Source organism: Microcystis sp. T1-4 (genome assembly GCF_000297435.1).
Classification (GTDB): Bacteria; Cyanobacteriota; Cyanobacteriia; order Cyanobacteriales; family Microcystaceae; genus Microcystis.
This window is the reverse complement of record NZ_CAIP01000125.1, coordinates 1-9,309: the sequence shown is the minus strand read 5'-3', so window position 1 is coordinate 9,309 and position 9,309 is coordinate 1. Positions and strand designations below refer to the sequence as shown.

The 9,309-nt window shown below is 43.3% G+C and carries 11 protein-coding genes; 6 read left to right on the top strand and 5 right to left on the bottom strand.

The window, feature by feature from the left end; translation table 11 throughout:
• Window positions 1–62 precede the first annotated feature (62 nt).
• Window positions 63–1,874: a sodium:solute symporter family protein gene (locus tag MICAI_RS07340; RefSeq protein ID WP_008199781.1), complete on the bottom strand. Its 1,812-nt coding sequence runs from the start codon at window positions 1,872–1,874 to the stop codon at window positions 63–65.
• 43 nt (window positions 1,875–1,917) lie between these two features.
• Window positions 1,918–2,286 (bottom strand): hypothetical protein, encoded by a 369-nt coding sequence (locus MICAI_RS07335; protein ID WP_008199779.1) that lies wholly within the window; start codon window positions 2,284–2,286, stop codon window positions 1,918–1,920.
• Window positions 2,287–2,439: 153 nt separating this feature from the next.
• Here MICAI_RS07335 and MICAI_RS26325 point away from each other — a divergent pair, with 153 nt between their 5' ends.
• Window positions 2,440–2,613 carry a hypothetical protein gene (locus MICAI_RS26325; RefSeq protein WP_002739017.1) on the top strand — a complete coding sequence of 58 codons (174 nt, stop codon included), beginning with the start codon at window positions 2,440–2,442 and terminating at the stop codon, window positions 2,611–2,613.
• 11 nt (window positions 2,614–2,624) lie between these two features.
• Here MICAI_RS26325 and MICAI_RS07330 read toward each other — a convergent pair whose 3' ends face one another.
• A complete protein-coding gene (locus tag MICAI_RS07330) occupies window positions 2,625–3,227 on the bottom strand; it encodes a chromophore lyase CpcT/CpeT (RefSeq protein WP_008199776.1) in 603 nt (200 codons plus the stop codon).
• A 239-nt stretch (window positions 3,228–3,466) separates the two neighbouring features.
• On the opposite strand from MICAI_RS07330, the gene MICAI_RS07325 reads away from it, so the two are divergent.
• A complete protein-coding gene (locus tag MICAI_RS07325; protein ID WP_008199774.1) occupies window positions 3,467–4,615 on the top strand; it encodes a substrate-binding domain-containing protein in 1,149 nt (382 codons plus the stop codon).
• 191 nt (window positions 4,616–4,806) lie between these two features.
• Here MICAI_RS07325 and MICAI_RS07320 read toward each other — a convergent pair whose 3' ends face one another.
• Complete coding sequence (locus tag MICAI_RS07320; protein ID WP_008199773.1) at window positions 4,807–6,036, bottom strand: site-2 protease family protein; 1,230 nt, start codon at window positions 6,034–6,036, stop codon at window positions 4,807–4,809.
• A gap of 63 nt (window positions 6,037–6,099) precedes the next feature.
• Between MICAI_RS07320 and ruvA the strand changes: the two genes are divergently transcribed.
• From ruvA to MICAI_RS07300, 4 genes are all read left to right on the top strand, one after another.
• Window positions 6,100–6,729, top strand: coding sequence for a Holliday junction branch migration protein RuvA (ruvA, locus tag MICAI_RS07315; RefSeq protein ID WP_008199771.1), 630 nt, complete (start codon window positions 6,100–6,102; stop codon window positions 6,727–6,729).
• A gap of 383 nt (window positions 6,730–7,112) precedes the next feature.
• Entirely contained in the window at window positions 7,113–7,598 is a 486-nt protein-coding gene (locus MICAI_RS07310) for an allophycocyanin subunit alpha (RefSeq protein ID WP_002739012.1), read from the top strand.
• Between the two features lie 79 nt (window positions 7,599–7,677).
• A complete protein-coding gene (apcB, locus tag MICAI_RS07305) occupies window positions 7,678–8,163 on the top strand; it encodes an allophycocyanin subunit beta (protein WP_002738786.1) in 486 nt (161 codons plus the stop codon).
• Window positions 8,164–8,352: 189 nt separating this feature from the next.
• Window positions 8,353–8,556 (top strand): phycobilisome linker polypeptide, encoded by a 204-nt coding sequence (locus MICAI_RS07300; protein ID WP_002739162.1) that lies wholly within the window; start codon window positions 8,353–8,355, stop codon window positions 8,554–8,556.
• Window positions 8,557–8,608: 52 nt separating this feature from the next.
• Here the strand turns inward: MICAI_RS07300 and msrB are convergent, their stop codons facing one another.
• Window positions 8,609–9,025 (bottom strand): peptide-methionine (R)-S-oxide reductase MsrB, encoded by a 417-nt coding sequence (msrB, locus tag MICAI_RS07295; protein WP_008199763.1) that lies wholly within the window; start codon window positions 9,023–9,025, stop codon window positions 8,609–8,611.
• Between the last annotated feature and the right edge of the window lie 284 nt (window positions 9,026–9,309).

The window sequence follows — 9,309 nt, the reverse complement described above, 5'->3', positions numbered from 1 at the left end:
TCCCAATCCCTATCACCTCATCACCCTATCTCCCGACTCCTGCCTCCTGTCTCCTGAACTGATTAACCTAAATCTCGGTCTTTAGTGACAGTAATTTCCTTAGATAAGTGGCGATACCAAGTAAAATAGAGACCGATAGAAAGCAAAAGAAAAACCAAAGCCAAAATCTTCAAACTTTGCCACTGCTTGATGATTAAAACAATACCCATCATAAACAGGACTAATTGCCAAGGAACGGTGAGAAAAGCGGCGATGATATCCCGTTGATTTTCCGCTTTAATTTTTGCCTGTAGATTAGGTTTAACACTGTGACGAACTTCTCCCCAAAAGCCAAAAGGTCTGGTAACATTATAGAAATTTTCCATAACTAAACTATCGGTGGGAGGAGTTAACAAAGTAGCGATAATACAGCCAGCTAAAGCGAACAAACTCGGCACAAGAAAGAGAATATATTCCTGATATTGACTGTGACGGAAGAAAGGTAAAATTATCGCTTGTGAGGCAATAGCCGCAATCATTCCCGCTAAAGTTCCCACAGCAAAACCATAACCATTAAAGCGCCACCAATACCAACGTAATAGGAGAGGAACTGCTAATCCTACCCCTAATCCCGTGGTTAACCAACCCCAAATATCATTGACATTTTGGATATTAAAACTCAAAACTAAGCCAATTACTACCACAAAAACCGAGGCCAAACGACCTTGAAAAACTAACTCCTGTTCTCCCGCATTCGGTTTCAAAAAAGCTTGATAGATATCTTTGACCCAATAGGCAGCACTAGCGTTAATAACTGCGTTAAAAGTGGACATAGCCGCCGCTAAAAAAGCAGCAATTAATAACCCTTTCATCCCCACCGGAATGTATTGAGTAATGACCGTGGCCAGAATTCTTTCTGGATCTGTAATCGTGCCTTCGGTTAAACCGTAGTGAATGCCTAAAACAGCAAAAGCTGTGACTAGAGGCCAACGGAAAGAAAGCAGAACAATCCAGAATAAAGATAATAAACCGGCATCTCGATCGCTTTTGGCGGCTAGGTATCGTTGTAACATATAACCACCGCTGCCGCTGCAACCTTCGATGATGGTTTTAACTAAATAAAAGAAAATCACCCCACCAAACAAATTAAAGATGGCATAATCTCCGGGTAAATCCAAAGTCAGGGAGGGAAAAATACTAGCCCAGTCGCTTAAATTCCAAGTTTTTGGCTCCGCTGCCCCCGGAATTGCCACCGTGAAACTATCGGGAAGATTAACAGTAAAAAAGGCCACTGTCGATACATAAATTACCGCCACAAAAATCAGAAACCCTTGAAATAAATCGGTAATTACCCCACCATAAAAACCACTGGCCACTGTATAAATCAAGGTTAAAAGAATTAATATCACCGAAGCAAGACGATCATCCATACCCAGAAACTGCCCTAAAAATTTCCCCCCCGCAACCGAGAAATAACTCATCGCACCGATAGAGAATAAGAGAGTGGCGACGGCGCTAATAATTCGGGCAAAATTCCCCTGTTTTCCAGTTCCAAAACGGAATTGCATCCATTCCGCCATGGTCATAACTTGGGCCCGGCGATTCCATTTGCCCATAAAAGCCATGAGAAAGGCCATAATTAGGACGACACCGCCGCGGATTTCGATAAATAATCCTTTGGGTCCGACGGCGTAAATTAGGGCAGAAATGACCATAGTTCCCGCTAAATCGGTGTTAGCTGCCATTCCCGACACCCCTAACATCCACCAAGGCAAATTGCGATTACCTAAAAAGTAGGATTCTAGACCTTGAGAAGCTTTTTTCTCGGCGATAATCCCGATTATTAGGGTTGCTGCCAGATAAAGCAGCACAATTACATAATCAATTAACTGCATAGTTGATATCAATTTAACTTTCGATCGTTATAGCATCAATTGACTACGATTTCTGGCTAACGGTTTCTTTTTCTAAGATTTGCACCCGTTGCTCTAGCTTTTTTAAATCTTCCTTTAATTCAATTACTAAAGTGGCTAAACGCTGGAACAGTGGGTCACTTTCCCCGACCACTTCCCCATTTACTATACCCGTTCCCGATCGCCGTTGGGGAATCGGAGCGGCATTTTCCCCGCGGATGCTTATTCCTCGGACCTGACTTTCAAGGCGCTCGACTCGATTGCGAAGACTAATTAACTCCGATCTTACCGCCGTATCCGATTGTGCTTTGCTGGCATTAACAAAACTCAGTATTAGCAAAAGGGAGATAATCAGCGTTAAAAAGCCAGAAAAAGAGATTTTAGCTAATTTCATCGATTTTACCTCCTATCTATCTGACCCGACTTAATGTTAAGAAACGTGGCTAAATCTAAAGCTTGATTGCAATTCCGCCTCCGGGTGATTAGTGGCTCAAAAGAGGATGATAAGGTAAAAAGCACGATTTTGTCGAAATTGGGCCTTATCTCTATGTATAAAAACTCAGATAAAGATTTTCTCGGAGCGGCAATCACAGCCGGTTTAGGTGCAGGAATCGTCACTTCTTTTGCCGTCAATCAAGGACAAGACATCGGTACAGCTTTAGGAATTACCGCTTTAGCGGCTGTTTGCGGTGTCATCTGCCGTCATTTTGACCTAATGTGATGCAATCTTCCTCACACCTCCAATTCTGCCGAAAAATCCCGTTTTTTCTCGTATTGATAGGGACCGAGCAGAGCGCCCCAAATTCCCTTACTGGTGCTGGGATCTAGACCTTTATCGTAGGTTTTTAGGCTATGACTCGTGACCTCGAAACCTAAAGCCACCTGATAGGTTGTACCCTCATAGGTGAATTGACAGCGCTGTTCCGGTTGCGGTTGGGCGATAAACTGGTATTGATTATCAGCGAGAGTATGGACTTGGACCGCTAAAGTGCAAGTAGGCAGGAAAGTTAGGTCTTCTAAGCTAATTTTTCGCAAAATATCGGGATTTTTGCCCGCACCTTGCACGGATTTCAGGTCATTAAACATATAATGCCTAACCTCTAACCCTGCCGATTCCGAGCGCGTTAATCGCCACAGTCGCGGTCGGTAGGGTTGGTCTAAATTGATTATACTGGCCTGTTCGGCAAAAAGAGCGATGCTGTCTTCCCGAAATAAAAGCAGCGGACGCAACCATAAACGCAGGTGAACGTACCACACCGGTTCCGCTTGCGCTTGCCGTTGATTTTCAAATTCACCCGCGAGATACCGACCGAAAGTGATTAATTCAGGGGTCATAGGTCAAAAAATTCTCCGTATTGCCTCAAAATTAATCATAACACCCAGAGAAATAACTTTTTTAACAAAAATGACCTTCAGTCTACTGGAACCCGCTTAAACTGGTTTATTTCTCCTTGATTGTAGCAATATTCCCAGCCAGCACTTGAGGTCAAATTTACCGTTAAAAATCGTCCTATAATAATTCAAGGCTAGAAACTGGCAATTATTACTGTTAAAGTTGAGAATCGGCGGGCGATATGTTAAACAGACGTTCTTTTTTGCAAGGATTAGGTACAATCGCCTTAGCGGGGGGTTTAAATGGCTGCGCTTCTGGAAGCGGCGAGCCGAGCATTGTTCTCCTGTCCGGTTCGATTCCGCCGCGATTACTAACAGATTTTCAGAAAACTATTGCCGAAAAAAAAGTCAATTTTCAGTCGGAAAGGCAGCTGAAAGAGCTATTAAAATTGTTGGAAAAATGGTTAAAAAATCAGGAACAACCAGGCTCACAATTTCCGATTCCTATCCCTTTTAGGGAACAAAACCCAGCTATCGGTAATTTAGTTACTTTAGGGGATGCTTGGCTAGGAAAAGCGATTACTAACGGTTTAATTCAACCCCTAGATACTTCTCAACTTTCTAATTGGTCAAAACTGCCCCCCCGTTGGCAAGAAAACATGACTCGCAATGCTCAAGGACAACCGCAAACAGAGGGTAAAGTCTGGGGTGCGCCCTACCGTTGGGGAATGACAGTAATTGCCTATAATGAGGAAAAATTCGCTCAATTTGACTGGCGGCCACAGGATTGGTCCGATCTATGGCGACCGGAATTAACCGGTAAAATTGCCCTAATTGATAATCGTCGCGAAGTCATCGGTTTAACCCTAAAAAAATTGGGTTATTCTTATAATTCCAGTGATTTAAAACAAGTTACGGGACTAAAAGACGAGCTATTCGCTTTACAAAAACAGGTAAAATTTTATAGTTCTCAATATTATTTACAACCCCTGATACTCGGTGATATCTGGCTATCTGTGGGTTGGTCTAATGATATTTTACCAGTGAGCGATCGCTATAAGAAAATTAAAGTTGTAGTCCCCAACTCCGGTACTTCTCTCTGGTCAGATGTGTGGGTAAAACCAGTTTTAACTACTCCTAATTCTCTTGTCCAGCAATGGATTGATTTTTGTTGGCAACCAGAATCCGCCACTAAAATCTCTTTATTTACCTCTGGATTATCCCCCCTAATTCCCACTGAAAATCCCGACCAAATTCCCCCAGATATCAAAAATAATCCTTTACTTGTCAATCCAGAAGCGATCAAAAAAAGCGATTTTCTAAACCCTTTATCGCCAGCAACTGAGCAAGAATACGAGCAGTTGTGGCAAGTAATGCGACAGTTAGTATAGTCATACTAACTTCGTTGAGTACAGGCTACTTATGAGGATAGGCAACAGGCAAAAGGCAACAGGAGGAATAAATAATCAGTCTTTAATAACTGGATTTGGTATCAGGAGATACTAGAAAAATTCTGTGAGAATATTGAGGTTAAAAATACATTTACCTAACTGATAACTGATAACTGATAACTGATAACTGATTAAGCGGTTTGACTTTGGGTTTTTTGAGCGAGAAAAGTAAGGATAGAAGCTTTCTCAATTAATCCCAAAACCGTGCCGTTTTCTTCTACCACTGTCACTTGAGATAAATTTTCGCCTTCCAAAATTTTCACCACATCTAGGAGGGAAGTATGAGACAAAACCAGTTTAAGACTTTCGCTAGTTTGTAATAACTGGCCGATATTTACCTCTGTCCATTGGGAAGTGGGAATCGTTTTTAGAGCCTCTACATTAATCACCCCCAATAGTTTACCTTCGCTATCGGTAACTAGGAATTTAGACCATTGTTGTTTACCGATAACATAATTATTAGCAAACTCGCGCAGGGTTAAATTAATCGGAACTACAGGACTATTAGGAGAGATAACATCTTTAGCGGTGTAGCGACTTAGGAAATCTTGAACCTTAGCTGATTGAGCGGAAAAGCCGGCGTTTTGTAGGAGGAAAATGCCAATTAATAGCGTCCAAAAACTGCCAAATTGACTGATTCCGAGAATTGATAGCGCACCGATGACAATCGCTAACCAACCAAAAAATTGACCGAAACGACTAGCGAATAAAACCCCTTTATTGGGATTACCCGTTACTTGCCAAACGATGGCTTTAAGGATATTACCACCATCTAAAGGTAAACCGGGGATCAGGTTAAATAACCCCAGGGCGAGGTTGATATAGGCAAGCAGAGAAAGAATCGCCGCCATGGGCGCATTTAAGCTAATATTGGAACCAATAATTAGGAAGATACCGAAGAGCAGTAAACTAACTAAAGGGCCAGCAATTGCTACTAGAAAAGCTTCTAGAGGAGTTTTCGATTCTCTGCCGAGAGTTGCCAAACCACCGAATAAAAAGAGGGTAATTGATTTGACTTCAATACCTTGGGCGATAGCAACAAAACTATGACCTAATTCGTGGGCAACCACGGAGGCAAATAGAAGAATAGCGGCCAAAAATCCTAAGAGCCAGGGCAGGATTCCCGTTAACTGGGGAAACTGACTTAATTCTCCCCCATAGGTTAAGGTAATTAACCCCAGAACAAAGAACCAAGAAGGATTAATATAAAAGGGAATTCCAAAGAGATTCCCGACTCTAATGTTGCCATTCATTTTGTATCTTCTCCAATTATTGGGGACTAACGCCAAGAAGATTAGGTTATCAATTACGCCATTCACTTCTGTTAACAATTGTAACAAAACTGCAAATCTCTCCGGCATTCCTTCAGGGAGTAAAAACCGTCATTGCTGTGGTTCGGTTATTTTCGTAGGAGAACTAAATTAATGATTAATTATTTACGCGGACAAGCGATCGAGGTGATCAAAACCCCGAATAACCGACTGATCTTGATTTTAGACGTAAACCAGATCGGTTACGAAATCCAAATTCCCTCGCGATTAGCCCTAGACATGGGCAAGGATAACAGTGATAATTGTCAGATTTTTACTCACCTACTCCTTCGCGAGGACCAGCCCTTATTATACGGTTTTGGCACCGCCCCAGAGCGAGATCTGTTTCGTCAACTGCTTTCCGTCAATGGAGTTGGGGCGCAATTAGCCCTAGCTTTAATTGATACCTTGGGGATTGAGGAACTTGTGGTGGCGATAGTGACAGGAAATACCAAAATTTTGAGCAAAACCCCCGGAGTCGGCTTAAAAACAGCAGAAAGAATCGCTTTAGAGTTAAAAACTAAATTGGCGGCATGGCGACAGCTAAAAGAAGCGACGACGACAACCACGGCAATGTTACCGGCAGCGGACATCCTCGAAGATGTGCAGATGACCCTTTTAGCTTTAGGATACAGCCAAGACGAGATTGATCGAGCCATAGCAGTCCTTGGTCAAGATGCTTTATTTAGTAAAAATACTCAGCCAGAAGACTGGATTAAAGGGGCAATTAATTGGCTAGGGTAAACCAGTACATAGGAGTCAGGAGATAGGAGATAGGAGACAGGAGACTGTTTTATTTATTCTCCCTGCTCCCTGCTCCCCGCTCCCTTCTCCCCAATTCATAATTCATAATTCATAATTCCCCCCCCCGCAACGCGCACGAAGTGGTCTCCCCACACCCCACTTCCCCACTTCCTCACTCCCTTGTGAGGGCAAATGTTAAAAAGTATTAAGAAAATAGTGAGAAGGTGAACCAGATGCCGCAAAATAGTTGCGTTAGGTCGCTCTAGCTAGGGAAGTCTTGAGACGCTGAGGCGGAAACGAGATAACTTAAGCGTAGTGACCACAACTGCTATAAAATGTCAGATTAAGTTTATTAATCTCACTTAGTTGGGAGGAATCCATCAATGAGTATCGTCACGAAATCGATCGTGAATGCTGATGCTGAAGCTCGTTACCTCAGCCCCGGCGAACTAGACAGAATTAAAGCCTTCGTTGGCAGTGGTGCCGCTCGTTTACGCATCGCTGAAACCCTGACCGGCGCTCGCGAAACCATCGTCAAACAAGCTGGCGATCGCTTATTCCAAAAACGTCCTGACATCGTTTCCCCCGGTGGCAACGCTTACGGCGAAGAAATGACCGCTACCTGTCTGCGTGACATGGACTACTACCTACGTTTAATCACCTACGGAGTAGTTGCTGGTGATGTCACCCCGATTGAAGAAATCGGTTTGGTCGGTGTGCGTGAAATGTACAAATCTTTAGGAACCGACATCGGTGCCGTAGCTCAAAGCGTTCGCGAAATGAAAGAAGTTGCTACTGGTCTTATGTCTTCTGACGATGCTTCTGAAGCTTCTTCCTACTTCGATTACGTGATCGGCTCTATGTCGTAGAATAATTCCTTTGTGAATTGTTCTAGACACACCCCCCGTAAACCTCTTAAGATTAAGCAAAACCCAAGGAAGAACCACCATGCAAGACGCAATTACTTCTGTTATCAACTCTGCTGACGTTCAAGGCAAATACCTTGACGCTTCTGCTCTCGGCAAACTGAAAGGCTACTTCGCCACCGGTGAACTGCGCGTGCGCGCCGCTAGTGTCATTAGCGCCAACGCTGCCGGTATCGTTAAAGAAGCTGTGGCTAAGTCCCTGTTATACTCTGACGTAACCCGTCCCGGTGGTAATATGTACACCACCCGCCGTTACGCCGCTTGTATCCGTGACCTCGACTACTATCTCCGTTATGCTACCTACGCTATGTTAGCTGGAGATCCTTCTATTCTCGACGAGCGCGTTCTCAACGGCCTGAAAGAAACCTACAACTCTTTAGGTGTACCCATCTCCTCCACCGTTCAAGCTATCCAAGCGATGAAAGAAGTCACCGCTAGTTTAGTTGGTGCTGATGCGGGTAAAGAAATGGGGATTTACTTCGACTACATTAGCTCTGGCTTAAGCTAGAAGTAACGAACTCGGACGAAATAGGGTTCGGGAAGCCGAGGATGAGTGCTAGGTCTTTAAAGGCTGAATCTGTCCAAGATAGGTTTTGACGAGCTAGTATTGATCCTTGACTCCCGACCTTTGTTATTTTAGAAAAAGCCTTCGTTAGTTTGAGCGACAAGTTTTTCAGCGATTAGGAGAAATCAATCCATGCGGATGTTCAAAATCACCGCTTGTGTTCCTAGCCAAAGCCGCATTCGGACACAACGGGAATTACAAAATACCTATTTTACCAAACTCGTTCCCTACGATAATTGGTTTCGTGAGCAACAACGCATCATGAAAATGGGCGGCAAAATTGTCAAAGTGCAGTTAGCTACTGGCAAACCGGGGACTAATACAGGTTTACTGTAATTGGCTGCCACTAGAACTTAAAAAAAGAGGTCTGGAAAGACCTCTTTTTGCTTTAGGGATTTTTTTCAAACTGCAAAGCGGCAGAGTTGAGACAATAGCGTTTTCCCGTCGGGGGTGGACCATCATTAAAAACGTGACCGAGATGAGCATCACAGGCGGCACAAACAATCTCTGTCCGCACCATGAAAAAACTAACATCTCGTTCGTACTTAATATTAGCTTCGTTAGCAGCAGTCCAGAAACTCGGCCAACCAGTACCCGAATCATACTTGCTGTCAGAAGCAAATAACTCCGTACCACAGCAGACACATTTGTAAATACCTTTTTCTTTATTATCGTGATATTTACCAGTAAAAGCCCGTTCTGTTCCCTTTTTGCGGGTAACTTGGAACTGTTCGGGAGTTAGCTGGGCCTGCCATTCCGCCTCGGTTTTACGAACTTTTTCTACCATAGTCAGGACAACCGCCATTATGATTAAATTTCCCTTTTTAGTCTAACCTGAGTTCGAGATCTAGGTTTTTTTCATAAACATGAAGTATGACCTGATTTAACATCGGCCCCTGACGACGTACTCCCCAAAAGGAAAACTTGGTCAGAAAACCCTATAAACTTAGCATAACCTCAGCTTATCAATGGCATAAGTAACAATATCGTTAAACCCCTTTACAAACCGATACAAACTCTCTAAGATAGAGACATCATCAATCGTACCTCGATAACTTAATAGGAATCATAAACCAATGACCACCACTC